The organism is Pseudomonas sp. Arb-4-2C (assembly GCF_055755015.1).
On sequence record NZ_CM146899.1, the window covers coordinates 1,825,554 to 1,850,261 of the forward strand.

Consider the following 24,708-nt stretch of genomic DNA (forward strand, 5'->3'; position numbering starts at 1 on the left):
TATTAAAAGTTTCTTCAGCGTGTTCGGTTAAGGCTGACAAACCCTTACACCGCAGGCTCCCAGCACCAGGTGTTGTCCATGTCGTGTGTCGCGCTTCCCTTGCGAAAGGCATAGCTCAGAGTCCCCTGAGGCCGGTTTGGTTCGATTCGCGCCAGAGCGCCGCACTCTAACGGCAACGATGAGCGACTGATGGCAGAGGTTAACCACAGGATGTTGCGGATTTAAGTCCCGCCTGTGTCTGTCCGGTAAAGAACCCGAGCTTGAGCGGCCGATCATGGATTATGCTCAGGCCTTTAATTTGTGACTGGATGCTTCCCATGACTGATCTGTCCGCGTTCCCGATCACCCGGAAATGGCCGGCGCAATACCCTGACTGGATTCAGCTCTACTCCCTGCCGACCCCCAATGGCGTCAAGGTCTCGATCATTCTCGAAGAGATCGGCCTGCCGTACGAGCCGCACCGCGTGGGCTTCGACACGCAGGACCAGTTGTCCCCCGAGTTCCTGTCGCTGAACCCCAACAACAAGATCCCGGCGATCCTCGACCCGCACGGCCCCGAAGGCCAACCGCTGCCGCTGTTCGAATCCGGCGCGATCCTGATCTACCTCGCCGACAAGAGCGGCCAGTTGCTGGCGCAGGAAGGCGCGCTGCGCTACGAGACGATTCAGTGGCTGATGTTCCAGATGGGCGGAATCGGTCCGATGTTTGGCCAGCTGGGCTTTTTCAACAAATTTGCCGGCAAGGACTACGAGGACAAGCGTCCGCGTGATCGCTATGTCGAGGAGAGCAGGCGCTTGCTCAACGTACTCGACAAACGCCTGGACGGCCGTGACTGGATCATGGGCGAGCGCTACACCATCGCCGACATCGCCACGTTCCCGTGGGTGCGCAACCTGATCGGCTTTTATGAGGCCGGGGATCTGGTTGGCATCAGCAATTTCCCGAACGTCACTCGGGTGCTGGAGCGCTTTCTGGCGCGCCCGGCGGTCATTCGGGGCCTGACCATTCCTTCCTGATTTGCGCATTCCCCCCCTGTGGGAGCGGGCTTGCTCGCGAAGACGGTGTATCAGCAACAAACGCGTTGCCTGACACGACGCCTTCGCGAGCGAGCCCGCTCCCACAGGGGATTTGTGCTGTGACGCAAGGATTATTGCGCAGCCGGTAATGCACTCTTGATTGATCCAGGTTTGTACCTGCGCCCGACGAAGGCATAAGCTTCGCCCCCTACGACTTTCGTCTCATCTTCCGATTTCAGGAAAGCCCCATGTCCAGCCAGTTCCCCGAAGCACGTCCCCGCCGTCTGCGCCGCAATGCGAGCCTGCGCAGTCTGTTCCAGGAAACCGAGTTCACCCTGAATGATCTGGTGCTGCCGATTTTCGTCGAAGAAGAGATCGACGACTTCGTGTCGATCAAGAGCATGCCGGGGGTGATGCGTATTCCCGAGCGCAAGCTGGCCAGTGAAATCGAGCGCTATGCCCGTGCCGGCATCAAGTCGGTGATGACCTTCGGCGTGTCCCATCATCTGGATGCCAACGGCAGTGACACCTGGCGCGAAAACGGCCTGGTCTCGCGCATGTCGCGCATTGCCAAGGACGCGGTGCCGGAGATGATCGTGATGTCCGACACCTGCTTCTGCGAATACACCGACCACGGCCACTGCGGCGTGATGCACCACCACGAAGTCGACAACGACCAGACCCTGATCAACCTCGGCAAGCAAGCCGTGGCGGCGGCGCGTGCCGGTGCCGATGTGATCGCGCCGTCGGCGGCGATGGACGGCCAGGTGCAGGCGATTCGCCGCGCGCTGGACGAGGCCGGGTTCACCCAGACCGCGATCATGGCTTACTCGACCAAATTCGCCTCGGCGCTGTATGGTCCGTTCCGCGAAGCCGGTGGCAGCGCGCTCAAGGGCGATCGCAAAAGCTATCAGATGAACCCGATGAATCGCCGCGAAGCCCTGCGTGAGTCGCTGCTCGACGAGCAGGAAGGCGCCGACGCGCTGATGGTCAAACCGGCCGGGGCGTACCTGGACATCATCCGTGACATTCGTGAAGCCTCGAACCTGCCGCTGTCGGCGTATCAGGTCAGCGGCGAGTACGCGATGATCAAGTTCGGCGCTCAGGCCGGAGCGATCGACGAGGATCGCGTGGTGCGCGAAAGCCTGGGCGCGATCAAGCGTGCGGGTGCGGACCTGATCTTCACTTACTTTGCGATGGATCTGGCGCTGGCGGGGATCTGACAAACACCACACCCCCCCTGTGGGAGCGGGCTTGCTCGCGAAGGCGTCGTGTCAGTCAACCTATTCGTTGCTGCTACATCGCCTTCGCGAGCAAGCCCGCTCCCACATTGGCGTTGTGCTGTGTCAGGGGCCGGCAAAGAATGGCCGGATCCCGTGATCGCGAAAATACCGCTCGATCACCTTCGGATCGGCGCTGTTATCAGCAATCGCCACATAGGTGTCCGGGCGCAGCAAGTAGAAGCCGTTACGTCCCAACCCCGCCGTTTCAAACGCAGGACGCCAGTCGAACACGTGCAGCGGCAGGTGGTGTTCGTTGCACCAGGCGATCATCTCGTCGCTGGTGTCGCCGTACACATGCACCTGCCAGCAGGGCTGCCGGAGCGGCTCATAGTTATCGCCCTCACCATCATGCGCCCACGGCAAGCGGTCACCGCCGTGCACGTGGCCGGCGCTGCCCTGGCTCAGCGGCATGCCGCGATAGTTGAGGGTGACTTGCGAGACGGTGCGAAACAGGAACTCGCGACTGGCCTCGAAGGTGGCCATTTTCGGAATCAGAAACGGCGCCAGGCGCGTGCGCAGCAGATCGGCAATGCGCCCCTCGGCGGTGACGAAGGTGAACACCTTGTCAGTGGTCGAGACCAGTCGGCGGGCGAAGGCGATGCGTTCGGTTTCATAACTGTCGAGCAGTTTCGTCGTAGCGCTGCCGTCGAGCACGGCGGCGAGTTTCCATGCCAGGTTGATTGCATCGCCGATGCCGGTGTTCATGCCCTGGCCGCCAGCGGGGCTGTGCACGTGCGCCGCATCGCCGAGCAGAAACGTCCGGCCGCTGCGAAAGTGCTCGGCCACCCGGTGATGCACGCGGTAGGTGGAGAACCAGTTGACCTCGTCGATGTGGACTTTCAGGTGTTCGATGGCGCGGCTGCTGACGTCGGCAAATTGCAGGGTTTCGGCGTGGTCGGCGCGTTCGTCGCGTACCGTGCCGATCAGCCGCGCACGGCCTTCGCCGGCCAGCGGAAATACCGCAAGAAAATCCGCTTCGTCCAGATCCAGGTGCAGTTCGCCATTGAGCGCCGGGCCGCTGGCTTGCACATCCGCGACGTAGAAAATCTGCTGATAGGTGCCGCCGGGAAAACCGGTGTCGAGGGTTTTGCGCACCACCGAGCGCGCGCCGTCGCAACCCGCGAGAAAGCACGCCTGGCAAACTTCCTGGCGCCCGTCCGGCAAGCGCAGATGCGCCGTGAGGCCGTCACCGGTTTCTTCGAAACTCTCAAGTTCGGTGTTGCGCTCAACCACCACGCCATAGTCTTCGAGGCGTTCGAGCAGCAACCGTTCGTGTTGGTCCTGAGGGAAGATTTCAATGAACGAGTAGGGCGTCAGGCCTTCGCCGATGCGCGTGAGCGGCAACTGTGCGACCGGCTTGCCCTTGACCCAGAAGTTCGCCGCCGCGACCTTGTGACCGTTGCGCACCACGGTGTCGGCCAGGTCTAGTTGCCGGTACAACTCCAGGGTCCGCGCCTGCACCGCCAGCGCCCGCGAGGTGGTGCCGGGGGCGGAGGTCTTGTCGAGAATGCGCACGCGCACGCCCAGTTTGCTCAGCCACAGAGCCAGCACCAGACCGGTCGGGCCGGCGCCGATGATCAGTACGTCGCTGCGGTTCATGGGCCTGTCCTCTGGTGGCTGTGCAGCAAGTATGGATCAGCAGGGCAGGGCGGCCAGTCCGACCGTCATCGCGAGCAGGCGCGCTCCACACTGAAGGATGTACGGCAACGCGATGTGGGAGCGAGCCTGTTCGCGAAAAGTCTTTCCACACGCCACAAAAGCCAAAAAGGCCCCGCAACCGTAAAGCTGCGGGGCCTTTTCATTGTGCGGCGAGGCTTAGAAGTCGATTGTCCCCGACAGTTTCGCCACCCGTGGCTCACCCTGGGTCAGATAACCGCCCTGAGCCGATTCCCAGTATTTCTTGTTGGCCAGGTTCTCGACGCCCAGACGCAACGTCACGTCTTTCTGCGAAACCTTGAAGGCGTAACGCGCACCGGCGTCGAAGCGGTTCCAGGTCGGCAGGCTGAGGTTGTTGGCCGCGTCGGCGTACTGGCCGCCGGTGCGCAGCATCCGCGCATTCAGTGCCACGCCTTGCAAGCCCGGCACGTCCCAGTCGGCGCCGGCGTTGAACTGGAAGCTCGGCACGCCGATCGCGCGATTGCCGTCGTTGGCGCCGTTCTGAGTGTTGCGCAGTTCGGTGTCCATCAGGGTCAGGCCGCTGATCAGGCGCAGGCCGCTGAGCGGCTCGCCGAACACGTTCATTTCCACACCTTTGTTGATCTGCTCGCCCTCACGCACGTAGGTGCAGGTGGTGGCGCTGTTGATTTCGCAGTAACCGTCGCTTGGCTGCTCGATGCGATAGACGCCCAGGCTCGCGCCGTAAGTGCCCATGTCGACCTTGACCCCGGCCTCGGTCTGCTTGGAACGTGCCGGTGCATAGACTTCGTTGCCGTTGGTCACTTTGAAACCGCCGGTGCTGGTCGGCGAGGTGGGGCCCTGGGCCAGGCCTTCGATGTGGTTGGCGTAAAACGAGACATGCTCCCACGGCTTGAACACGATGCCGTAGACCGGTGTGGTGATCGATTCGTCGTAACTCGACTTGCGACTGCCACTGCCATAACTGGCGTAGTTGTAGCCTTGCACCACCAGTTGCTGACGACGCAGGCCGGCGGTGATCAGCAGACGGTCATCGAAGAAACCGAGGGTGTCGGAGAGCGCGAGGCTGCGGTTGAAGGTCTTGCCGACAATGCCCGGATCGCTGACGTCGCCGCCGGAAAAGTTGCCGACCGGCGACGGGGTCTCTACCGGGTGGTAGATGTTGTTGGCGTACTTGGTCAGGTCGAAATCGTAGGCGCTGCGCTGTTCGGCCCACAGACCGCTCAGGCCGAAGTTGAGCTTGTGGCTGACGGCGCCGGTGGTGAATTTGCCGTTCAGTCCGGCCATCAGACTGGTGTTGTCTTCATCGTGGGGGATGAACGAGCCGGTGGTGAACGAGGCGCCGCTGTTGCCCACCAGGGTGGTCGAGTTGTAACGACCGACTTCGCGGGTGTGCTTGGCGCCGCCGGCGACGTATGCAGTCCAGTTGTCGTTCAGGTCGTACTCGGCGCGCAGCATGCCGAAGGTGTCTTCGATGTCGGTGTAGCCCCACTTCGGCGCGTAGTTGGTGTCGGCCGATGGCGCGTCCGGGATGTGCGTGGCGGTACCCAGGTTGACCGAGTTGCGGCCACCGTTGACGCGTTCCTTCTGGTAGGCGAAGTCACCGGAAAGGCGCAGTGCGTCGCCACGGTAGTCGAGGCCGATGGCGAACAGTTTCGAGCGCTGGTTTTCGTGATCGATGCCGGTATCGCCTTCGCGCTGAGACAGGTTGATCCGTGCGCCGAAGCGGTTGTCTTCGCCGAAACGCTGGCCAATGTCGAAGTGTTGACCGATGCGGCCTTCACTGTTGATGTCGGTGGTGTAGCGGCGCAGCGGCTCGTCGCCGGCGCGTTTGGGCTGCAGGTTGACGCCGCCGCCGATGCCCGAGCCGGTCGGGGTCACGCCGTTGATGAAGGCGTTCGGGCCTTTGAATACTTCCACACGCTCCAGCGCATCGCTGGAAATGATCTGCCGTGGCAGCACGCCGTACAGACCGTTATAGGAAATGTCATCGCCATTGAGCGGCAGGCCGCGAATCATGAACACCTGCGCCTGGTTGGAGAAACCGGAAGCCTGGCGCACCGATGCATCGTTGAGCAGGACGTCGGCAACGTTTTCGGCCTGTTGATCCTGAATCAGCTGTTCGGTGTACGACGCGGCGCTGAACGGCACGTCCATCATGTCCTGATTGCCCAGCACGCCGAGCTGGCCGCCACGGGCTACCTGACCGCCGGAGTAGGCCGGGGGCAGGGCGTTGGGGGTGGGTGCCTGGGCATTGATGTTGACGTTGTCGAGGACCAGCTCTTTGCCGTTTTCATCGGCTGCGTAGGCGGTAACGCTCAGGGAGCACAGCAGGGCGAGAAGGGTCGGGCGAAAAGGGACACCGGGTCGAGCTGGAGTGGGCATGTTTCGTACCTGGCGGCGCGCCGCCGATGAGAAAATGTTGAACGGCGCGGGGAACTCCTTGCGCAAATGCGACTCCAGGCGCAAATGATAGGAGTTCGCAGTAACGTTTTGCAAACTCTTTTATCGAGTCTGCCTGTATCCGGACTGTGCCAAGGGAACGGGGCTTGCGCGGTTGCAGTCCTAGCCTGCAACACACCTTTGATCGTATGGTGAACCCGGCTCAACGCATGCCAAGGAGCGCTATGCACCCCCCTCGATTACTGATCACCCTTGCCGCACTGCTGGTATTGGCCGGTTGCGCCGGCCAGCGCAATCAAGAGGCGGTACCGCGCGCGCCCGCCGAAGTGAAGGCCGAGATCGTGCGGCTGATGCCGGCAAAAGTGCCCGACCGCCAAGGCTGGGCCACTGATATCTACGCCGCGTTCGCCGCGCAGGACATCAGTCCGACCACGCAAAACCTCTGTTCGGTGCTGGCCGTGGCCGAGCAGGAATCGACTTTTCAGGTCGACCCGACCGTGCCGGGTCTGGGCAAGATCGCCCGCGACGAAATCGACCGCCGCGCCGGCAAGGCGCACATCCCGGGGATGCTGGTCAGCGCCGCCCTGGCGGTGCGTTCGCCCACCGGCAAGACTTACAGCGAACGCCTGAGCGCGGCGCGCAGCGAAAAAGAGTTGAGCGCGATCTTCGACGATTTCATCGGCATGGTGCCGATGGGTCGCACGCTGTTTGGCGGATTCAACCCGGTGCACACCGCCGGGCCAATGCAGGTCAGCATCGAATTCGCCGAGCAACACGCCAAGGCGTATCCGTACCCGGTCGGTGGCACGATCCGCCATGAAGTGTTTACCCGCCGTGGTGGCATGTATTTCGGTATCGCCCATTTGCTCGGCTACCCGGTCAGTTACCGCGAACCGCTGTACCGTTTCGCCGACTTCAATGCCGGTTGGTACGCCAGTCGCAATGCGGCGTTTCAGAACGCGGTCAGCCGCGCCTCGGGCATTGCGCTGGCGCTGGATGGCGATCTGATCCGCTACGACTCGATCATGCCCGGCAGCACCGAGCTGGCGGTGCGCACCCTCGGCAAGTCGCTGGGCATGCGCAACCCGACCATTCGCGATCAACTGGAGCAGGGCAAGACTTTGGCATTCGAGGAAACCAAGCTCTATCGACGCGTGTTCGAGCTGGCCGAGCAGGCGGAAGGCAAGACATTGCCCCGTGCGATATTGCCGGGGATCGTGCTGCAGAGTCCGAAAATCACCCGCAAACTGACCACCGCATGGTTCGCCAAACGAGTGGATGAGCGTTACAGGCGTTGCATGGCCAAGGGTTGAACCTGCCGTTGGCAGCGAAGCAGCTACAGTTGACCCTGAAGACCGCGCACACAAGTTAAAGGGAGGCGTCATGTATCAACTCTATGGGCACAGAAACTCGGGCGCAGCGGCCATCGAAGCGGCACTGGAGTTGTGCCAGATCGCCTATCGCTTCATCGATATCGAAGCCTCGACCGAAGCGGCCGAGGCACTGTCGCGCCTCAATCCACTGAAACAGGTACCGACCCTGCAATTGCCCGACGGCAGTGCGATCACCGAGAGTGTGGCGATTCTGATTCACCTGGGCCTGAGCTTTCCCGAGTCTGGTCTGTTGCCGGCCAAGGCCGTCGATCGCGATCAGGCGATTCGTGGCATGGTCTACATCGCCAGCAATTGCTATGCGGCCATCGGTGTCATCGATTACCCCGAGCGCTGGCTGGTGATGCCTGACGAAGCCTCGCGGCAGAACCTGATGGCCGGCGCCCGTGAGCGCTTGCACTGGAGTTGGGAAGTGTTTGCCGACCAGTTTTCCGCCGAGCTGTACCTGGACGACGAGACGCCTGGAGCGCTGGATCTGCTGGCGGCGGTGGTGACGCGCTGGGCGGGCAGTCGCGAACACCTGCGCCAGACCCGCCCGGGGTTTTATGCGTGGTTGCAGCGCATCGACCGGCACCCGGTGCTGGCACCGGTGTTTGCGCGGCATTGGCCATCCTGAACACCCTATAAGCCCATGTGGGAGCGAGCCTGCTCGCGAAAGCGCTATATCAGTCAAAAATGCTGCGACTGACAGGACGCTTTCGCGAGCAGGCTCGCTCCCACAGGGTATGGAGGGGAATTCTGAGGGGCTATTCTCCGCGAATATACTGCTCCAGCTGCTTGATCAGCTCCGCCTGTTCGGCGATCGCTTCTTTCACCAGGTCGCCAATCGACAGCAAGCCGATCAGCTTGCCATCCTGCACCACCGGCAAGTGCCGCAGGCGTTTGTCGGACATGATGCCCAGGCAGGTGTCGACGGTCTGATGGGTGTCCACGGTGATCACCGGCGAAACCATGATGTCGCGCACCGGCGTGCCTACCGACGAGCGCCCATGCAGCACCAGTTTGCGCGCGTAATCACGCTCACTGATGATGCCGACTACCTGGTCGTCTTCTACCACCAGCAAGGCCCCGACGTTTTTCTCGGCCATCTTCATCAGCGCTTCGAGCACCATGTGATCGGGCTTGATCTGGTGCACTTCCTGATTTTTCTGATCTTTGAGCTTGAGCAGTTGGGCGACGGTCTTCATGGCGGTTACTCAGGTGTTGTCGTTGTTCTCCAAGCATCGTAGACCCTTGCGCGCAGGGCAAGGTGGCAAAGCGGCAGATAGCACGCAAAAAACGTCATTTGCCGAATTTTCTTGCCCCATCACCACAGGAGTCAGGTCAACAGGGAAACCCTGTATCAGGACGGGCAGCGTAGAATGCCCCTCTGATTCAATTCCTGAGGTCGCAGTGGTGGATTTACAGCAGGGCTTCGTCCTGACCCGGCATTGGCGCGATACCCCGGCCGGCACCGAAGTCGAGTTCTGGCTGGCGACCGACGCCGGGCCGCGCCGTGTGCGCCTGGCGCCGCAGACGTCAGTGGCGTTTATCCCCGCCGCACAGCGTGAGGCGGCCGAGCGCCTGCTGCACGACGAGAAAAACGTCGAACTGCGCCCGCTGGCCCTGCTGGATTTCGAACATCGCCCGGTGCTCGGCCTGTATTGCCAGCAACACGGCCAGTTGATGCGCCTGGAAACCGCACTCAGCCGCGCCGGCGTCGACATCTTCGAGGCCGACGTGCGCCCGCCGGAGCGCTACCTGATGGAGCGTTTCATCACCGCACCGGTGTTGTTCGGCGGTACGCCTGATGCCGACGGCGTCTTGCTCAATGCCCAGCTCAAACCTGATCCCAAGTACCGACCTCGACTGCGGCTGGTCTCGCTGGACATCGAAACCACGGAAACCGGCGAGCTGTATTCCATTGCTCTTGAGGGCTGTGGCCAGCGCCAGGTGTACATGCTCGGCGCGCCCAACGGTGACGCGAGCATCGTCGACTTCGATCTGGAGTACTGCGATTCGCGCACCGTCATCCTGAAGAAACTCAACGACTGGTTTGCCCGCCACGACCCTGACGCGATCATCGGCTGGAACGTCGTGCAGTTCGACTTGCGCATCCTCCACGAGCACGCGCGACGCCTCGGTGTACCGCTGAAAATCGGCCGTGGCGGCGACGAAATGCAGTGGCGCGAACACGGCAGCCGCACCCATTACTTTGCTTCGGCAGCGGGGCGGCTGATCATCGACGGCATTGAATCGCTGCGTTCGGCGACCTGGAGTTTCCCTTCGTTCAGCCTGGAAAATGTCGCCCAGACCCTGCTCGGCGAGGGCAAGTCGATCGACAACCCGTACCAGCGCATGGACGAAATCAACCGCATGTTTGCCGAGGACAAACCGGCGCTCGCCAAGTACAACCTCAAGGACTGCGAACTGGTCACGCGGATCTTCGCCAAGACCGAATTGCTGACGTTTCTGCTCGAACGCGCCAGCGTCACCGGCCTGCCGGCCGATCGCAGCGGCGGCTCGGTGGCGGCGTTCACCCATTTGTACATGCCGCTGATGCACCGTCAGGGCTTCGTGGCGCCGAACCTGGGCACCAATCCGCCACAGGCCAGCCCGGGCGGCTTCGTCATGGATTCGCAGCCGGGGCTGTACGAGTCGGTGCTGGTGCTCGATTACAAAAGCCTGTACCCGTCGATCATCCGCACCTTTCTGATCGACCCGGTGGGGCTGATCGAAGGCCTGCAGCACCCGGACGATGCCGATTCGGTGCCGGGGTTTCGCGGTGCGCGGTTCTCGCGCACCCGGCATTGCCTGCCGTCGATTGTCGCGCGGGTCGCCGAAGGCCGCGAGACCGCCAAGCGCGAGCACAACGCGCCACTGTCGCAGGCGCTGAAGATCATCATGAACGCCTTCTACGGCGTGCTTGGTTCCAGTGGGTGCCGGTTTTTCGATACGCGCCTGGCGTCGTCGATCACCCTGCGCGGCCACGAGATCATGCTGCGCACGCGCAAACTCATCGAAGCGCAGGGCCACGCGGTGATCTACGGCGACACCGACTCGACCTTCGTCTGGCTGCGTCGCCCGCACGGACAGGAAGAAGCAGCGCAGATCGGGCAGGCGCTGGTCAGGCACGTCAACGACTGGTGGCGCGAGCATGTGCGCGAGGAATACGGCCTGCAAAGCGCCCTCGAATTGCAGTACGAAACCCACTACAAACGCTTTCTGATGCCGACCATTCGCGGCGCGGAAGAGGGCAGCAAGAAACGCTATGCCGGGCTCGTGACCCGCGCCGACGGTAGCGAAGAAATGGTCTACAAGGGCCTGGAAACCGTGCGCACCGACTGGTCGCTGCTGGCGCGGCAGTTCCAGCAGGAACTCTACGAGCGAATCTTCCAGCGCAAGCCGTATCAGGATTACGTGCGCGATTACGTGCGCAAGACCCTCGCCGGTGAATTCGATGATCGACTGGTTTACCGCAAGCGCCTGCGCCGTACCCTCGACGACTACGAACGCAACGTGCCGCCGCATGTTCGAGCGGCGCGGCTGGCCGACGATTACAACGCGCAGCACGGTCGCCCGCGGCAGTATCAGAACGGTGGCTGGATCAGTTACGTCATCACCCTGGCCGGGCCGGAACCGCTGGAAGTGCGCCGTGCCGCGATCGATTACGACCACTACATCAGCCGTCAGCTGCAACCGGTGGCGGATGCGATTCTGCCGTTTGTCGATGACGATTTCTCAACCCTGATCGGGGGGCAACTGGGCTTGTTTTGAATCCAGCAGTTGCAGGGTCCATTCGTCGAGGATGCCGTGGAAGTAGCGTTCCAGAGCCTGCGTGAACGGGCAGTCGGCGGCGCTGAACTGGGCAAACAGGGTCATTGAGGAGTGGAACTTCAGATCATCAGGGTGACCGAAAATCTCGGCAATCGAACGCTGGCGGATGTTCAGCACCAGCTGCGTGCAGATGCGCAGCCGCGCGCCGAGCAGGTCGTGGGCCAGATAGGCCCGGGCTTCCTCGGCAGACTGAATGGCGAAGCGCCGGGACATCTCGCTGCCACCCAGCCCGGCGAACTGCGGGAACACAAACCACATCCAGTGGCTGCGCTTGCGCCCCTCGTCGAGCTCCCGCTGGACGCGCTCGAAGACCGGGTCCTGAGCCTGGACGAAACGCTGCAGGTTGAACGGGTCGTACTGATCAGTGCTTCTCATGCCGAAGCCCTCGCCAGTGGTCAGCGACTCAGACCATCGCCAGCCGCTGCTTGCGTTGTGGCGCTTTGAATACCTGATCCAGCGCCGCCAGATCCCCGGCGTCCAGTTGCAACTGCGCCGCTTGTGCATTGAGTTGCACGTGTTCGGGCCGCACAGCCTTGGGAATCGCAATCACCCCATCCTGACGCAGAATCCACGCCAGCGAAACCTGCGCGGGGGTCACGTTGTGACGAGCGGCAATCTTGTTCAGCACCGGTTCAGCCAGCATCGCACCGCCCTGGCCAATCGGGCAGTACGCCATCAGCGGCATGCGCTGCTGTTGGCACCAGGGCAGCAGATCGAATTCGACGCCGCGCTCTTCCAGGTTATACAGCACCTGATTGGTCGCGCAGGCCGGGGAGGCCAGCTCTTGTAGGTCGTCGACGTCGAAATTCGACACGCCCCAACGGCCGATCTTGCCGTCCGCGCGCAAACGCTCGAAGGCTTCGACGGTTTCTTCCAGTGGATACTGGCCGCGCCAATGCAACAGATAGAGGTCGATGTAATCGGTATCGAGCCGGCGCAGGCTGCGCTCGCACGCTTGCGGGATGCCTTTGCGGCTGGCGTTATGCGGATAGACCTTGCTCACCAGGAACACCTGGTCGCGCAGGCCGGCGATGGCTTCGCCGACGATAGATTCGGCGCCGCCTTCGGCGTACATTTCTGCGCTGTCGATGAGGCTCATGCCGAGTTCGATGCCTTGGCGCAGCGCCGCTACTTCACGCTTGTGCGCCGAGCGGTCTTCGCCCATGCGCCAAGTGCCCTGGCCGATGACCGGAACCTGCACGCCTGCCAGTTCGAGGGTACGCATTCAAACCTCCTGTGCTGATGGTCGATACCTTGGTGGGCAGCAGGATAGCCCAGGGGTTCCAATGGCTTCCAGAAAGGAAGTAAATCGGGGTTGTGGCGAGGGGATAAATCCCCTCGCCACAGGAACCCGCTTCACCCTTTGCGGGTGTCAGGCAGGCTCTTTCGCGGAAAACTTCAACACCACGCTGTGGTGGTAAGTCTGTCCCGGATCGAGACGCGTGCTTGGGAAATCCGGCTGATTCGGCGAATCCGGATAGTGCTGGGTCTCCAGGGTAAACGCGCCCCAGTGCGGATAGACCTTGCCACCCTTGCCCTTGACCGTGCCATCGAGGAAGTTGCTGGTGTAGAACTGCACGCCCGGCTCGCTGGTGAACAACTGCAAATGGCGCCCGGAATGCGGATCGCTGACCTCGGCGGCAACCTTGCTCACCTCACCGTTGGTATCCAGCACCCAGTTGAAATCAAAGCCGCCCTGTTTCGGTTCGGCGAATTTCAGCTGCGGGTGATCGGCCTTGATGTGCGCGCCGATGGCGGTGGGCCGGGTGAAATCCATCGGCGTGCCAGCCACAGGGGCCAGTTCTCCGGTCGGGATCAGTTTGCCGGTCACGGGCGTGTAACGGCTGGCATGCAGGGTGGCGAGCTGTTTCAGCACGTCGCCATTGCCGGCACCGGCGAGGTTGAAGTAGCTGTGGTTGGTCAGGTTCAGCACCGTCGGTTTATCGGTGCTGGCCTTGTAGTCGATGCGCAGTTCGTTGCTGTCGGTCAGGCGATAGGTCACTTGCGTGGTGAGGTTGCCGGGGAAGCCCATTTCACCGTCCGCCGACAGGTAGGTCAGGGTCACACCGACTGAATCCTTGTCTTTGACCGGCTCGGCTTTCCAGACCTTTTTATCAAAACCCAGCGTGCCGCCGTGCAAGGCGTTGGATTTGTCGTTCTGCGGCACCTGATAGCGCTTGCCATCGAGTTCGAACGTGCCGTCGGCCAGGCGATTGCCGAAACGGCCGATGGTCGCACCGAAATACGCCGTGCCCTTTTGGTAGCCCTGAACATCGTCGAAGCCCAGCACCACATCGGCAGACTTGCCGTGTTTGTCCGGTACCAGCAGCGATTGCAGGGTCGCGCCGTAGGTAATGACAGTCGCCTGCATGCCGTGGCTGTTGCGCAGGACGTACTGCTCGACAGGCGTGCCGTCATTGGTTTTGCCGAAGGTTTTGTGTTCAGCAGTCAGGCCGCTGGCGTGGGCGCTGGCAGTGGCGATCATCAGGGACAGTCCTATACCGCAAAGCAGGTGACGGGAATGATGCATGGTTGACCTTCCTTTTTGTTGTTGTTTTCGAGCGCGACGTTCCATCGGTAAAACCGAATGGATGGATGTCGAAATTAGTCGGACTAAATAGTTGTCAGGTAAAAATTTATAGCGGGTTAATCGTTTATATCAACAATAAAGACTGACTAATTTGCTTGGCGTTCGTTCGCCAAAAATCGACTGAGCCAACCCGCCACTGCACTTTTTCGCAATTACCGGCTCTATCCATGGCCAGGATGCGGCGACGCCCGCCGCGCAGGAATGTGCCCGTTCGAGAATTCATGCCGAGTGTTTGTGACCTGATCGCTGCTGTTGTTCGCCGCCCGTGCCTGCTGCTGGTGTGCCTGTTGTCGTTGTTGTTCAGCGGTTGCAGCCACCAGGACGGCAACGGTTTCATCGCTCAGATACGTGAGGGGCAGCCGCAGGAATTCCTGCAGACCAGTGTCGACCGCATGGCCACATTGGCGATGCGCGACAACCTCAACAGCCTTTACCGGTTGATGGGCAAACTGTATTTGCGCAATCCGGAAGAACTGCGCAAGTCGGGTTTCCTCGACATCAACACCGCCGTGAAACAGGTACGCCTGGCGGTCGAGCAGCAGCAACCGTTGCCAGTGCTGGGCGGGCGCAAGGATCTGGCGGCGCTCAGTTACGCGATGAGTCCGCAATTTCTCGGTGACCGGGTCGGCGCGTTCATCTATGCCATCGGCAGCATGCTGGTCACCGCCCACGGCAATCGCATCGAGTTCTATATGACCGATGCGATCAACCCGACCTTCGTCCACAACGCGGCGCGCAACATCGAGAAAGCCACGTGGATTCTGTCCCAGCGGCAGAACAAGGAAGGTCAGCCGCTGCTGTTCTCCAATGAAATCTCGGAGGAGGGCAGTAACCTCAGTTTTGCCACCGAGTTCGGCAAGATCGTCGCGCGGCTCGACTTGCTGACGCAGATGCTCGACGAGCGCTACCGGCGCATTGGCCTGAATTACGCGCAAAGTCTGTTGTTCCTGAATTTTTTGCCGGTGCAGTAAGCCGAGTCGGGTAGAGTGGCGGCCGGATGGTTTGTATACAATCTTCCGTCATCTTGACTCCAAGGGAGCTGCACCTGTCATGACCGACTCCGCAAGCACCGAATTCACCCGCATCGATCACGCCGCCCGCAGCGAAAAACTGCCATACGCGGCGTTGCTGGCGTTCGCCATGACCGGCTTCATCGCCATCCTCACCGAAACACTGCCGGCCGGACTGCTGCCACAAATTGGCGAAGGGCTTGGGGTCAGCGAAGTGCTCGCCGGGCAACTGGTGACCCTGTATGCGCTGGGCTCGATTGTCGCGGCGATCCCGCTGACCGTGGCCACCCGAGGCTGGCCACGGCGGCGGGTGCTGCTGATGACGGTTGGTGGTTTCCTGCTGTTCAACACGGTGACCACCTTCTCCAGCCACTACGGCCTGACGCTGGCCTCGCGGTTCCTCGCCGGGATGGCGGCGGGGCTGTCGTGGGGGATCATGGCGGGTTACGCGCGGGGAATCGTGCCGGTGCATCAGCAGGGGCGAGCACTGGCGATCGCCATGCTTGGCACCCCGGTGGCGCTGTCGCTGGGCACTCCGGCGGGAACCTGGCTGGGCAACCTGATCGGCTGGCGCGCTTCGTTCGGGATCATGTCGGCGCTGGCATTGGTGCTGGCGGCGTGGATCGTCATTGCGGTGCCGGACCGTCCGGGCCAGGCCAGCGTCGAGCGCCTGCCGTTGCTGCAATCGCTGCGTCTGCCGGGCGTGCGACCGGTGCTGTTCGTGGTCCTGACCTGGATGCTCGGGCACAACATTCTCTATACCTACATTGCACCGTTTCTGATGCAGGCCGGACTGGCCGAGCGGGTCGATCTGGTGCTGCTGGTGTTCGGCCTGTGTTCGCTGGTGGGAATCTGGATCATCGGCGTGCTGGTGGATCGCTGGTTACGCTGGCTGACCCTGATCAGCCTCGCGGTGTTTGCCGTGACCGCACTGGTGCTGGCGCTGGTGGCACCGTCGCCGTGGCTGATCTACGCCTGCATGGCCGTGTGGGGCCTGTCGTTCGGCGGCTCGGCGACGTTACTGCTGACGGCAGCGGCGGACTCGGCCGGGGAGCATGTGGACGTGGTACAGGCGATGCTCACCACCTCCTGGAACGTGGCGATTGCCGGCGGTGGCTTGTTCGGCGGGTTGCTGCTGGACCGGGCGGGGGCGATGTCGTTTCCGTGGGCGCTGCTGATTTTGTCGCTGATCGCACTGGCGACGGTGTGGATCAACCGTCATCACAGCTTCAAACCGGGCCGGCGCGTGCATTGATCTACCAAACACCGCATCACCCTGTGGGAGCGGGCTTGCTCGCGAAAGCGGCTTGTCAGTCAACTCATGCGTCGACTGCTACGCCCCCTTCGCGAGCAAGCCCGCTCCCACAGCGGATAGGGGGTGTAGCGGGAAGGCATAACCATAGACCGCATCGATATATGTGGTTATATGAAAAATCGCTATGCTGCGGGCCAGATTTTTCCTGTCGTTTTTCTGGACGTCTTAATGGAATTGGCAAATTTCGGCCTGGTCATCGCCGGGTTGGTGGTGGGTTTTATTGTCGGTATGACCGGAGTCGGCGGCGGTTCGTTGATGACGCCGATCCTGCTGTGGTTCGGCATCAACCCGGCAACCGCAGTGGGCACCGACCTGTTGTACGCGGCCATTACCAAATCCAGTGGCGTGCTCGTTCATAAAAAGAACAACAACATCGACTGGGCCATCACCGGCTGGCTGACCCTCGGCAGCGTGCCGGCGGTTGCCATGACCCTGTGGTTCCTCAGCACCCTGCACACTGCACCCGACGCGATGAACGCGATCATCAAGCAAGCCCTGGGCTTCGTGCTGTTCGCCACGGCGCTGGCGATTCTGTTCAAGAAGCGCTTGCTGGCATTCGCCCACAAACGCGCTGGCGGCAACTACAACCCGAGTGGCGTGCGCCTGAACGTGATGACCGTGATCACCGGTCTGATCCTTGGCACCATGGTTGCTCTGACCTCGATCGGTGCCGGCGCTCTGGGCACCGTGGCGTTGTTCATCCTTTATCCGTTGCTGCCGACCCGACGTCTGGTCGGCACGGAAATCGCCCATGCCGTGCCATTGACCCTGGTCGCCGGCCTCGGCCACGCCAGCATGGGCAACATGGATTGGGGCGTGCTGGGTTTCCTGCTGGTGGGTTCGCTGCCGGGCATCTGGCTCGGCAGCCATCTCACCGGGCGCATTTCCGATGAATTGCTGCGCCCGTGCCTGGCGACCATGCTGCTGTTGATCGGCTACAAACTGGCGTTCTGATCGATTGCCATGAGCGAAACCACCCTGCATTGCAACGAGCGTCTGGCCATCACCGTCGCCCCCCGGGAAATGCGCATGAGCCATTGGCTGTATGCGCCGCGCGTGGTCGATCAACAGAGCGGGCGGGTGCTGCTGGATCTGAGTGACAGCCTGTGGGATCTGCTGTCCACGGCCGACGAAACGGCCAGTGGCATTGATCTGGTGCTGCGCAAGTATCCGGGGGATGGCCCGGCGCTAACGCTGAGTGTCAGCCTGGAGGACGGACAGCTCAGGATTGCCGGGCGCCTTGTCGATGCTGCAATGCTGGAGTCCGCGCTGGGCTGACTCCTCGTCAAAGGATCAACGCTGGATGACAAACGTCATCACCGTCACCGGCAGATCGTCGTACACCAGATCCTCGACCACCTCCCAACCCAGGCGCGCATACAGCGCTTGCGCGGCGTCGGTGTACAGATACAGCTGCGAGACGCCAAGTGCGGCGGCTTCATCGACGATCCTGTTGACCAGTTGCGAAGCGACGCCACGTCCGCGCTCTTCTGCCTTCACATAGACCCCTGCCAGCCACGGCGTCAGTTGCGGGCGGATCTTCATGTCGCTGGCGATCAGCAGAGCGCCACCGAGCAACCTGCCGTCTTCAATGGCCACCACCACGCTTGGGATCGTGCCCTTGCCGCAAGCCGCGCGCATACGATTGGTCCGGGCCTCAAGGGTGTCTGCGGGGCGGAATTGGCCCCACTCCTTGAAATTGAGCTCGGCCAGTTCCTCAATCAGGTGCGGATGGTCACACAGATAATCGATGTGCATGCGGGTGAACTCCATTTCGTCGGCAGAGCAGCCACCCTACTGTGCTCATAAAAGGTAATCAAATCCCCATTGCGATCACGCCGATGATGTTGCGCAATGTCGTGGCTGTCCTAAGCTTCTGACAAGGCGAAACATATTTGCCGGGCATGCCCGGAACAATCGCCACGATGCGCAATCATTAGAGCGTGGATATCAAAAGGAGATGCGCATGCTCATCAGGTCACTGACCCTGACACTCTTGCTGGCGATTGCCGGCCCCTTGTTCGCCGCAGAAAACGATTCGCCCATCGCCGGGGACATGGGCCGATCCAGACCGCTGATCGTCATCGCCTCCAGCACCGTCGATCCGGTGTGGGTAGGCCTGAAAAAGTCGCTGGAAGATCCGGCGAACAAGAAGGGCGTCACCGATCGCAACATCAAGGTCTACACCATCCTCAATATGGCCGGTCAGCTTGACGGCAAGGATCTCGGCCAGCAGGACACCATGGCCCTGCTGCGCTCGCTGAAGCTGGGCGCGGGGGCGTATCCGAAAGTGTTCCTGTTGGGCAAGGACGGCGAGACCAAGCTGTCGGCCTCGGGCGATGAAGCGAAGTCGGTCGATCTGAAGAAAATCTTCGACACGGTGGATGCGCTGCCGGCGAGTGAGAAAGACATCAGCGCACCGACCGTGGCCGAAACCGCCGCCGCTGCCGCTGAGCCTTCAGCCAAAAAAGGCGACAAGGGCGCCAAGTCGGCCAAACCAGCGAAACCCGCAAAACCCGCCAAGCCACCGGAAATGCCGGATGACTAATCCCGCGACCTGAAACAAAAAATGGGCGACCTGCACAGGTCGCCCATTTTTTTCGCTGCTTTTGAGCGTTAGTCAGTCAGTGCACTGAAGATGCTATGCGCAATCTTCACCCGCTCGGCATTCGGGTAGTTCTTGTTCGCCAGAATCACGATGCCGAGGTCTTTCGACGGCACGAAGGCCACGTAGGCACCGAAACCGCCGGTGGCGCCGGTTTTGTTGTAGAGCACATTGGCCGGTTCAGGCTGTGGTGAGGCCAGCCATGTGACCTTGTGCGCCTCCATGGCCATTTCCGTGGAGTTGCCGGCTTGCAGCCGCGCGAGGCTGATCGGGTAGGGGTAGCGTTCCCAGCCAAGACCCTGGGTCATGTCGCCGACGGTGTAGTACCCGGTGTGGGTATTGGCGATGGCGTGTTGCAGCGGTTGTTCAAGGCCGGCCGGTTTCAGGTTGGCCTGCACGTAACGCAACAGGTCCGCCGCGCTGGTCTTGATGCCATAGGCTTCGGCATCCAGTGCGCCGGGGCTGACGCGCACCGGCTGGTCGTTCTTGTCATAGCCCTGAGCGTAGAGTTTTTCTTCGGACGCCGGCACCTGCAGGTAGGTGTGTTGCAGGCCGAGTTTTGGCAGCAGGGTTTCGCCTATCGCCTGATCAAACGGCTGGCCAAGGCTTTTCGCCGCCAGGTAGCCGAACAGGCCCAGGCTCGGGTTGGAATACAGGCGATGGCTGCCGGCCGGATACAACGGTTTCCACTGCTGGTAGTAACCGAGCATCTTGTCCGCCGAATCCGCTTCGGCCGGGAATTGCAGCGGCAGGCCACCAGCGGTGTAGGTGCCCAGTTGCAACACGCTGATGTTGTCGAAGGCGCTGCCCTTGAGGTCCGGCCACAGATGGCTGGCCTGGGTCGCCAAGTCCAGTTTGCCAGTGGCCTGGGCATAACCGGCGAGTGTCGCGGTGTAGGTCTTGCTCACTGAGCCGACTTCGAACAGGGTGTTTTCACTGACCGCTTGTCCGGTGTCCTTGGCGGCAATGCCGTAGTTAAAGTAATGCGCCTGGCCGTTAATCGTGATGGCCACGGCCAGGCCGGGGATGTGCTGTTGCTGCATCACCGGGGCCACGGTGTTTTTCACCAGGACTTGCAGTTGCTCGTCGCTGGGCGTGGCGGCGATGCACGCGGTGGCGCCGAAAATAAGGCCGACGGCGCTGCAGGAAATGACTTTGCTCGGGGTGATGAAGGACATGAGTGAACCACTTTCCATGAGTGTTGATGGTGTTATCCCGCTACACTGCGGGCGATTTTCCCGTTGGGCGGCTGATCAGCGCCGTCAATTTAGGCAGTCCGGGGGCAATCGACAAACGATGAATTTTCGCATGAGCCATTAGAAAAATTTGGGACTGGGCATGATTCGACCGCAATTGCCGCTCAATGCACTGCGCGCATTCGAAGCTTCGGCGCGGCATCTGAGCTTTACCCGCGCTGCCGTGGAGCTGTGCGTGACCCAGGCGGCGGTGAGCCATCAGGTCAAAAGCCTCGAGGCGCAACTCAACGTTACCCTGTTCAAGCGCCTGCCGCGTGGGTTGATGCTCACCGGTGAAGGCGAAACCCTGCTGCCGGTGCTGACCACTTCATTTGATCACATTGCGCAGATGCTCGAACGACTGGCCGGTGGACAGTACCGCGAAACGTTGACCGTCGGGGCGGTGGGGACGTTCGCGGTCGGCTGGTTGTTGCCCAGGCTGGCGGACTTTCAGGCAACCCACCCGCTGATTGATTTGCGCCTGTCGACCCACAACAACCGGGTCGACGTCGCTGCTGAAGGGCTGGATTACGCGATTCGTTTCGGCGCCGGGGCGTGGCATGGCATTGAGGCAACGCGACTGATCGAGGCGCCGCTGTCGGTGCTGTGCGTACCGGAAATCGCCCGGCAACTGCACACGCCGGGAGACCTGCTGCAACAGCGTCTGCTGCGCTCCTATCGCACCGATGAATGGCCAGAGTGGTTTCACGCTGCCGGCCTGGCGACCCACGCCGCGCCGCCACAGAGCATTGTGTTCGACTCATCGCTGGCAATGATGGAGGCCGCGCTGCAGGGCAGCGGGGTGGCGCTGGCGCCGCCGTTGATGTTCGCCCGGCAACTGGCGGCGGACTTGATTTGCCAGCCGTTCGCGATTGAAATCACCACCGGCAGCTATTGGCTGACACGATTGCAGTCGCGGCCGGAAACGGCGGCGATGAGCGCGTTCAAACAGTGGATGCTACAAATCTCCGCCTGATACACCCCCCCCACAGGTTGAATGCGCGCGCTGTAGGAGTGAGCCTGCTCGCGATAAGGTCATTCGCCTCACTAAAGATCCTCGATCAGACTTCAACCGGTCGCACCACCACCCGCCGTTCCAGATTCAACGCCAGCACACTGATCAACACCACGGCAGCCCCTACCAGCACCATCAGCGACGGCTGCTCGCCCAGACCTACCGAAGCAAAGGCCATCGCCGTTGGCGGAATCAGGTACAGGCTCATCGTCGCCCGGCTCAAATCCACATGCTTGAGCACAAAGCCCCAGGCCAGATACGCCAGCGCACTGGGAAATATCCCCAATGCCAGCACTGCCCACTGCACCCGCAGCGGCGCCTTCAACACCGCGTCACTCAGCCCCGGCAGGTAAATCAGCAACAGCAGCGTCCCCGACCACACCGCGTAACACGCAAGGCTAAAACCGTCATAACGCCGCGCGTGATGTTTCTGCAGAGCGAAATAAATGCTCCACGACAGCGCTGCCAGCAGGATCAGCAAGCCATGCGCATCGATCCGCCCCAGGCCCCGATCGGCGCTGACCACGATCACCACGCCGATCAGCCCCAGCAGCACACAACTCCAGCGCCAGGCACTGACCTGATCCTTGAACAGGTAGCGCGCCAGCAGCGTACTGAACAGCGGGCTGGTTTGCGCCAGTACGCTGGAGGCGCCGGCACTGACGCTTTGCTGGCCGATGTTCAGCGCCACGTGATGCAGGCTGACCGCGAACAACCCCAATGCGAACAGCAGCGGCACGTCGCGTCGTTGCGGCAGGCGAATGCCCTTGAACGCCGCGATCAGCGCCATGAACAGCGATGCCAGGAGAAACCGCAGCAACGCCAGATGGCCGGGTTCATAGGCTTGCAGTCCGAGATGGATGCCGGTCGGCGAATAGGCCCAGCAGGCGACCACGAAGACCATGGCCAGAACGACTTTCAAAGGGGAGGGGGACGACATGATGAGCGCACCAGTGAGGTTGATGCGCCGAGTATCCGGGCGCGAAATCATTCGCCACAACTGACTTATACTGTGCTCAATGTTCACTTTGAGTGATGAGTATGGAGCTGGCACAGATCCGCATGTTCAAGTCCGTGGCCGATGAGGGCAGCATTGTCCGGGCCGCTGAAAAGTTGTTTTGCGTGCCGTCCAACATCACTGCGCGGATCAAGGCGCTGGAGGCGGAACTGGGTGTCGCGCTGTTTCTGCGCGAAGGGCGCGGGCTGCGAATCAGCCCGGCGGGGCAGACGTTTCTGGCGTATGCAGAGAAGATTCTGGCGCTGACCGCCGAAGCCAAGCGTGCAGTTGATCCCGCTGCCGAACCGTCCGGCCCGCTGCGCATTGGCGCCATCGAGTCTTCGGCCACCGGGCGTTTGCCTCGGCTGTTGGCGAAATTTCATCAGCGCTACCCGCAGGTGGCGCTGGAACTGACCACCGGCACCTGGGGCCAGTTGCTCGACGACACCGTCAGCCATCGCCTCGACGGCGCCATCGTTGCGGTGGATGTCGAGCGCTCGCAGCTCAAGCGCACACCGATGTACCGCGAGGAGCTGTTGCTGATTGCCTCGACGTCATTCGGGACGGTGCGCGACATCCACGATCTGCAGGACAAGACCGTGTTCATGTGGCCGCAGGGCTGTCCATATCGGGCGGCACTGGAGCACTGGCTGTTGCGTCAGGGGCAGGCGCTGCCGATTGTCAGCCTGGCGAGTTACGGGGCGATTGTCGGTTGCGTGAGTGCCGGTGCCGGGGTCGCGCTGGTGCCCAAAGGCGTGTACGAGCAATACGCCAAAGGGGCCGGGTGTGTCGGCTACGAATTCCCCGAGCTGACGGCCATCGAAAACCTGTTCTACTGGCACGAAAACGCCGGGGTGCACCCGGCGCGTGAGGCATTTGTAGCGATGTTGCGCGAGGAGTTTCAGGCCTGAGAGCCGGTGACATCGCGCATCAACAATCCAAAGCGCAAATCCACCGCATCCGGAATCGGCAGATACACCGTGTGCCCATCGCCCGGGGCGACTTCGATGGCCTCGCCCTTGGCACTCTGCAACTGGTGCAGATCGAAGTGGAAATTGCCCTTGGGCGTCATCAGCTCCAGGTGATCACCCAGTGCAAAGCGGTTCTTCACCTTGACCTCGGCCAGCCGGTCGCGGCGCTCGCCGGTCAACTCGCCGACGAACTGCTGGCGCTCCGACACCGAGCTGCCGTTCTGATAATTCTGGTATTCGTCATGCACATGCCGGCGCAGGAAGCCTTCGGTGTAGCCGCGCTGCGCCAGTGACTCGAGATCGGTCATCAGGCTGCGGTCGAACTCGCGCCCGGCCACGGCATCGTCGATCGCCCGGCGATAGACCTGAGTGGTGCGCGCGCAATAGAAGTGCGACTTGGTGCGGCCTTCGATCTTCAGCGAGTGCACGCCCATGCGGGCCAGGCGCTCGACGTGCTGCACCGCGCGCAGATCCTTGGCGTTCATGATGTAAGTGCCGTGCTCATCCTCGAATGCGGGCATCAGTTCGTCCGGGCGATTGGCTTCCTGCAGCAGGAACACTTGATCGGTCGGTGCACCGATGCCCAGCGTCGGCTCGGGCTGAAAGGTCTGCACGATTTCGCCGAGCTGATTTTCCGTGGCCTGCTGCGCTGAGTATTTCCAGCGGCAGGCGTTGGTGCAGGTGCCCTGATTGGCGTCGCGCTTGTTCATGTAGCCCGACAGCAGGCAGCGCCCGGAGTAGGCCATGCACAGCGCGCCATGAACGAACACTTCCAGCTCCATGCCTGGCACCTGCTCGCGGATTTCGCCGATTTCCTCCAGCGATAATTCCCGCGAGAGGATGATCCGGCTCAGTCTTTGTTGCTGCCAGAACTCGACGCTTGCCCAGTTCACCGTGTTGGCTTGTACCGAGAGGTGGATCGGCATCTGTGGAAAGTGCCGGCGCACCAGCATGATCAGCCCCGGGTCGGACATGATCAGCGCGTCCGGCGCCATCTCGATCACCGGCGCCAGGTCCTTGAGGAAGGTTTTCAGTTTGGCGTTGTGCGGGGCGATGTTGACCACCACGTAGAAGCGCTTGCCCTGAGCCTGCGCTTCGCGAATGCCGAGTGCGAGGTTGGCGTGGTCGAACTCGTTGTTGCGCACCCGCAGGCTGTAACGCGGCTGCCCGGCGTAGACCGCATCGGCACCGTAGGCGAAGGCGTAGCGCATGTTCTTCAGGGTGCCGGCGGGGGCAAGCAGTTCCGGGACGGCGAGGGGCAGGTCAGGGATCATGGCGGCATCGGTCGCAAAAGCGCGGCAGGGTAGTGCAGCTGCCATCGTGGAGTATTGATCTGGATCTACCTTTGCGCAGGTCGCGCTGATCTGTGCAGAACAAGCACAGATCATGTGCAGGTTTCACTGTGTTCGGTGCAGTGCAGGCTTCT

22 protein-coding genes are annotated in these 24,708 nt (G+C 61.7%); 12 read left to right on the top strand and 10 right to left on the bottom strand.

Annotated features, from left to right (window positions below):
• Window positions 1-317 precede the first annotated feature (317 nt).
• Together AC0J41_RS08205 and hemB are read left to right on the top strand one after the other, a co-directional pair.
• Window positions 318-1,016, top strand: a complete 699-nt coding sequence (locus AC0J41_RS08205) for a glutathione binding-like protein (protein WP_473015118.1) — start codon at window positions 318-320, stop codon at window positions 1,014-1,016.
• A 248-nt stretch (window positions 1,017-1,264) separates the two neighbouring features.
• The gene (hemB, locus tag AC0J41_RS08210) at window positions 1,265-2,239 is read left to right on the top strand and encodes a porphobilinogen synthase (RefSeq protein ID WP_473015119.1); all 975 of its coding nucleotides are present in this window, start codon (window positions 1,265-1,267) and stop codon (window positions 2,237-2,239) included.
• A gap of 123 nt (window positions 2,240-2,362) precedes the next feature.
• Here hemB and AC0J41_RS08215 read toward each other — a convergent pair whose 3' ends face one another.
• The gene (locus tag AC0J41_RS08215; RefSeq protein WP_473015121.1) at window positions 2,363-3,898 is read right to left on the bottom strand and encodes an FAD-dependent oxidoreductase; all 1,536 of its coding nucleotides are present in this window, start codon (window positions 3,896-3,898) and stop codon (window positions 2,363-2,365) included.
• 216 nt (window positions 3,899-4,114) lie between these two features.
• A complete protein-coding gene (locus tag AC0J41_RS08220) occupies window positions 4,115-6,319 on the bottom strand; it encodes a TonB-dependent receptor (RefSeq protein WP_473015122.1) in 2,205 nt (734 codons plus the stop codon).
• A gap of 242 nt (window positions 6,320-6,561) precedes the next feature.
• On the opposite strand from AC0J41_RS08220, the gene AC0J41_RS08225 reads away from it, so the two are divergent.
• On the top strand, window positions 6,562-7,650 hold the full coding sequence (locus tag AC0J41_RS08225; protein WP_025108876.1) for a DUF1615 domain-containing protein: 1,089 nt from the start codon (window positions 6,562-6,564) through the stop codon (window positions 7,648-7,650).
• A gap of 70 nt (window positions 7,651-7,720) precedes the next feature.
• Entirely contained in the window at window positions 7,721-8,344 is a 624-nt protein-coding gene (locus AC0J41_RS08230) for a glutathione S-transferase N-terminal domain-containing protein (RefSeq protein ID WP_025108877.1), read from the top strand.
• A 130-nt stretch (window positions 8,345-8,474) separates the two neighbouring features.
• On the opposite strand, the gene AC0J41_RS08235 is transcribed toward AC0J41_RS08230, so the two are convergent.
• The gene (locus tag AC0J41_RS08235; RefSeq protein WP_025108878.1) at window positions 8,475-8,915 is read right to left on the bottom strand and encodes a CBS domain-containing protein; all 441 of its coding nucleotides are present in this window, start codon (window positions 8,913-8,915) and stop codon (window positions 8,475-8,477) included.
• A gap of 208 nt (window positions 8,916-9,123) precedes the next feature.
• On the opposite strand from AC0J41_RS08235, the gene AC0J41_RS08240 reads away from it, so the two are divergent.
• The gene (locus AC0J41_RS08240; RefSeq protein ID WP_473015124.1) at window positions 9,124-11,484 is read left to right on the top strand and encodes a DNA polymerase II; all 2,361 of its coding nucleotides are present in this window, start codon (window positions 9,124-9,126) and stop codon (window positions 11,482-11,484) included.
• On the opposite strand, the gene AC0J41_RS08245 is transcribed toward AC0J41_RS08240, so the two are convergent.
• From AC0J41_RS08245 to AC0J41_RS08255, 3 genes are all read right to left on the bottom strand, one after another.
• Window positions 11,449-11,919, bottom strand: a complete 471-nt coding sequence (locus tag AC0J41_RS08245) for a DUF1810 domain-containing protein (RefSeq protein WP_025108880.1) — start codon at window positions 11,917-11,919, stop codon at window positions 11,449-11,451. The two genes, AC0J41_RS08240 and AC0J41_RS08245, sit on opposite strands and share 36 nt — an antisense overlap.
• Before the next feature lie 28 nt (window positions 11,920-11,947).
• A complete protein-coding gene (locus tag AC0J41_RS08250; protein ID WP_473015126.1) occupies window positions 11,948-12,769 on the bottom strand; it encodes an aldo/keto reductase in 822 nt (273 codons plus the stop codon).
• A 147-nt stretch (window positions 12,770-12,916) separates the two neighbouring features.
• The gene (locus AC0J41_RS08255; RefSeq protein WP_473015127.1) at window positions 12,917-14,074 is read right to left on the bottom strand and encodes an aldose epimerase family protein; all 1,158 of its coding nucleotides are present in this window, start codon (window positions 14,072-14,074) and stop codon (window positions 12,917-12,919) included.
• A gap of 281 nt (window positions 14,075-14,355) precedes the next feature.
• Between AC0J41_RS08255 and AC0J41_RS08260 the strand changes: the two genes are divergently transcribed.
• From AC0J41_RS08260 to AC0J41_RS08275, 4 genes are all read left to right on the top strand, one after another.
• Window positions 14,356-15,105: a hypothetical protein gene (locus tag AC0J41_RS08260; protein ID WP_473015129.1), complete on the top strand. Its 750-nt coding sequence runs from the start codon at window positions 14,356-14,358 to the stop codon at window positions 15,103-15,105.
• Between the two features lie 79 nt (window positions 15,106-15,184).
• Window positions 15,185-16,399 (top strand): MFS transporter, encoded by a 1,215-nt coding sequence (locus AC0J41_RS08265; protein WP_473015130.1) that lies wholly within the window; start codon window positions 15,185-15,187, stop codon window positions 16,397-16,399.
• Window positions 16,400-16,627: 228 nt separating this feature from the next.
• Window positions 16,628-17,413, top strand: coding sequence for a sulfite exporter TauE/SafE family protein (locus AC0J41_RS08270; protein ID WP_025108885.1), 786 nt, complete (start codon window positions 16,628-16,630; stop codon window positions 17,411-17,413).
• Between the two features lie 9 nt (window positions 17,414-17,422).
• The gene (locus AC0J41_RS08275) at window positions 17,423-17,737 is read left to right on the top strand and encodes a hypothetical protein (protein WP_025108886.1); all 315 of its coding nucleotides are present in this window, start codon (window positions 17,423-17,425) and stop codon (window positions 17,735-17,737) included.
• 15 nt (window positions 17,738-17,752) lie between these two features.
• Here the strand turns inward: AC0J41_RS08275 and AC0J41_RS08280 are convergent, their stop codons facing one another.
• On the bottom strand, window positions 17,753-18,217 hold the full coding sequence (locus tag AC0J41_RS08280) for a GNAT family N-acetyltransferase (protein ID WP_473015133.1): 465 nt from the start codon (window positions 18,215-18,217) through the stop codon (window positions 17,753-17,755).
• 208 nt (window positions 18,218-18,425) lie between these two features.
• On the opposite strand from AC0J41_RS08280, the gene AC0J41_RS08285 reads away from it, so the two are divergent.
• Complete coding sequence (locus AC0J41_RS08285; protein ID WP_025108888.1) at window positions 18,426-19,007, top strand: DUF4174 domain-containing protein; 582 nt, start codon at window positions 18,426-18,428, stop codon at window positions 19,005-19,007.
• Between the two features lie 68 nt (window positions 19,008-19,075).
• On the opposite strand, the gene ampC is transcribed toward AC0J41_RS08285, so the two are convergent.
• Window positions 19,076-20,242 (bottom strand): class C beta-lactamase, encoded by a 1,167-nt coding sequence (gene ampC, locus AC0J41_RS08290; RefSeq protein ID WP_473015134.1) that lies wholly within the window; start codon window positions 20,240-20,242, stop codon window positions 19,076-19,078.
• Between the two features lie 160 nt (window positions 20,243-20,402).
• Between ampC and AC0J41_RS08295 the strand changes: the two genes are divergently transcribed.
• Window positions 20,403-21,275, top strand: a complete 873-nt coding sequence (locus AC0J41_RS08295) for a LysR family transcriptional regulator (RefSeq protein WP_473015136.1) — start codon at window positions 20,403-20,405, stop codon at window positions 21,273-21,275.
• 85 nt (window positions 21,276-21,360) lie between these two features.
• On the opposite strand, the gene AC0J41_RS08300 is transcribed toward AC0J41_RS08295, so the two are convergent.
• Window positions 21,361-22,254 carry a DMT family transporter gene (locus AC0J41_RS08300; RefSeq protein ID WP_029977406.1) on the bottom strand — a complete coding sequence of 298 codons (894 nt, stop codon included), beginning with the start codon at window positions 22,252-22,254 and terminating at the stop codon, window positions 21,361-21,363.
• Between the two features lie 101 nt (window positions 22,255-22,355).
• Between AC0J41_RS08300 and AC0J41_RS08305 the strand changes: the two genes are divergently transcribed.
• Entirely contained in the window at window positions 22,356-23,222 is an 867-nt protein-coding gene (locus tag AC0J41_RS08305; protein WP_473015978.1) for a LysR family transcriptional regulator, read from the top strand.
• Here AC0J41_RS08305 and trhP read toward each other — a convergent pair.
• The gene (trhP, locus tag AC0J41_RS08310; protein WP_473015138.1) at window positions 23,213-24,556 is read right to left on the bottom strand and encodes a prephenate-dependent tRNA uridine(34) hydroxylase TrhP; all 1,344 of its coding nucleotides are present in this window, start codon (window positions 24,554-24,556) and stop codon (window positions 23,213-23,215) included. The two genes, AC0J41_RS08305 and trhP, sit on opposite strands and share 10 nt — an antisense overlap.
• Window positions 24,557-24,708: the final 152 nt, after the last annotated feature.

Excerpts from the sequence above, each read along its gene's own strand:
- AC0J41_RS08205 (WP_473015118.1), top strand. The coding sequence starts at position 318 with ATGACTGATCTGTCCGCGTTCCCGATCACCCGGAAATGGCCGGCGCAA.
- hemB (WP_473015119.1), top strand. The coding sequence starts at position 1,265 with ATGTCCAGCCAGTTCCCCGAAGCACGTCCCCGCCGTCTGCGCCGCAAT.
- AC0J41_RS08215 (WP_473015121.1), bottom strand. The coding sequence starts at position 3,898 with ATGAACCGCAGCGACGTACTGATCATCGGCGCCGGCCCGACCGGTCTG.
- AC0J41_RS08220 (WP_473015122.1), bottom strand. The coding sequence starts at position 6,319 with ATGCCCACTCCAGCTCGACCCGGTGTCCCTTTTCGCCCGACCCTTCTC.
- AC0J41_RS08225 (WP_025108876.1), top strand. The coding sequence starts at position 6,562 with ATGCACCCCCCTCGATTACTGATCACCCTTGCCGCACTGCTGGTATTG.
- AC0J41_RS08230 (WP_025108877.1), top strand. The coding sequence starts at position 7,721 with ATGTATCAACTCTATGGGCACAGAAACTCGGGCGCAGCGGCCATCGAA.
- AC0J41_RS08235 (WP_025108878.1), bottom strand. The coding sequence starts at position 8,915 with ATGAAGACCGTCGCCCAACTGCTCAAGCTCAAAGATCAGAAAAATCAG.
- AC0J41_RS08245 (WP_025108880.1), bottom strand. The coding sequence starts at position 11,919 with ATGAGAAGCACTGATCAGTACGACCCGTTCAACCTGCAGCGTTTCGTC.
- AC0J41_RS08250 (WP_473015126.1), bottom strand. The coding sequence starts at position 12,769 with ATGCGTACCCTCGAACTGGCAGGCGTGCAGGTTCCGGTCATCGGCCAG.
- AC0J41_RS08255 (WP_473015127.1), bottom strand. The coding sequence starts at position 14,074 with ATGCATCATTCCCGTCACCTGCTTTGCGGTATAGGACTGTCCCTGATG.
- AC0J41_RS08260 (WP_473015129.1), top strand. The coding sequence starts at position 14,356 with ATGCCGAGTGTTTGTGACCTGATCGCTGCTGTTGTTCGCCGCCCGTGC.
- AC0J41_RS08265 (WP_473015130.1), top strand. The coding sequence starts at position 15,185 with ATGACCGACTCCGCAAGCACCGAATTCACCCGCATCGATCACGCCGCC.
- AC0J41_RS08270 (WP_025108885.1), top strand. The coding sequence starts at position 16,628 with ATGGAATTGGCAAATTTCGGCCTGGTCATCGCCGGGTTGGTGGTGGGT.
- AC0J41_RS08275 (WP_025108886.1), top strand. The coding sequence starts at position 17,423 with ATGAGCGAAACCACCCTGCATTGCAACGAGCGTCTGGCCATCACCGTC.
- AC0J41_RS08280 (WP_473015133.1), bottom strand. The coding sequence starts at position 18,217 with ATGCACATCGATTATCTGTGTGACCATCCGCACCTGATTGAGGAACTG.
- AC0J41_RS08285 (WP_025108888.1), top strand. The coding sequence starts at position 18,426 with ATGCTCATCAGGTCACTGACCCTGACACTCTTGCTGGCGATTGCCGGC.
- ampC (WP_473015134.1), bottom strand. The coding sequence starts at position 20,242 with ATGTCCTTCATCACCCCGAGCAAAGTCATTTCCTGCAGCGCCGTCGGC.
- AC0J41_RS08295 (WP_473015136.1), top strand. The coding sequence starts at position 20,403 with ATGATTCGACCGCAATTGCCGCTCAATGCACTGCGCGCATTCGAAGCT.
- AC0J41_RS08300 (WP_029977406.1), bottom strand. The coding sequence starts at position 22,254 with ATGTCGTCCCCCTCCCCTTTGAAAGTCGTTCTGGCCATGGTCTTCGTG.
- AC0J41_RS08305 (WP_473015978.1), top strand. The coding sequence starts at position 22,356 with ATGGAGCTGGCACAGATCCGCATGTTCAAGTCCGTGGCCGATGAGGGC.
- trhP (WP_473015138.1), bottom strand. The coding sequence starts at position 24,556 with ATGATCCCTGACCTGCCCCTCGCCGTCCCGGAACTGCTTGCCCCCGCC.